Here is a 1080-nt window from a genome sequence, read left to right as displayed (position 1 = left end):
GGGAGGTCGACTACATCGACGTGTCGCCGCGCCAGATGGTGTCGGTGGCCACCGCGATGATCCCCTTCCTGGAGCACGACGACGCCAACCGCGCGCTCATGGGCTCCAACATGCAGCGCCAGTCGGTGCCGCTGCTCAAGAGCGAGGCGCCGCTGGTCGGCACCGGCATGGAATACCGCGCCGCGACCGACGCCGGTGACGTCATCAGCGCCGAGAAGGCCGGTGTGGTGGAGGAGGTCTCCGCCGACTACATCACCGTGATGAACGACGACGGCACGCGGACGACGTACCGGGTGGCCAAGTTCAAGCGCTCCAACCAGGGCACGAGCTTCAACCAGAAGCCGATCGTGGCCGAGGGCGACCGGGTCGAGGTCAACCAGGTCATCGCCGACGGCCCCTGCACCGACAACGGTGAGATGGCGCTCGGCAAGAACCTGCTCGTGGCGTTCATGCCATGGGAGGGCCACAACTACGAAGACGCGATCATCATCTCGCAGCGGCTGGTCCAGGACGACGTCCTGTCCTCGATCCACATCGAGGAGCACGAGGTCGACGCCCGTGACACCAAGCTGGGCCCGGAGGAGATCACCCGCGACATCCCCAACGTCTCCGAAGAGGTCCTGGCCGACCTCGACGAGCGGGGCATCATCCGGATCGGCGCCGAGGTCGTGCCCGGCGACATCCTGGTCGGCAAGGTCACGCCCAAGGGCGAGACCGAGCTGACGCCGGAGGAGCGGCTGCTGCGCGCGATCTTCGGTGAGAAGGCCCGTGAGGTCCGCGACACCTCGCTGAAGGTGCCGCACGGCGAGCAGGGCAAGGTCATCCACGTGCGCGTCTTCAGCCGCGAGGAGGGCGACGAACTGCCGCCGGGGGTCAACGAGCTGGTCCGCGTCTACGTGGCGCAGAAACGCAAGATCACCGACGGTGACAAGCTGGCCGGCCGGCACGGCAACAAGGGCGTCATCTCCAAGATCCTGCCGGTCGAGGACATGCCTTTCCTGGAGGACGGCGCTCCGGTCGACATCATCCTCAACCCGCTGGGCGTGCCCGGCCGGATGAACGTCGGCCAGGTGCTGGAGA

The 1080-nt window shown here is 67.2% G+C and carries 1 pseudogene; it reads left to right on the top strand.

What is annotated here, in order from left to right:
• Nucleotides 1–1080 (top strand): annotated as a pseudogene (locus ABFX54_RS56300) (DNA-directed RNA polymerase subunit beta); the annotation flags it as partial.

It is taken from the genome of Nonomuraea maheshkhaliensis (assembly GCF_039529435.1).
In the GTDB taxonomy this organism is placed as follows: Bacteria; Actinomycetota; Actinomycetes; order Streptosporangiales; family Streptosporangiaceae; genus Nonomuraea; species Nonomuraea maheshkhaliensis.
The sequence above is the reverse complement of the archived record's forward strand: the minus strand, read 5'-3'. Positions and strand labels throughout refer to the sequence as shown.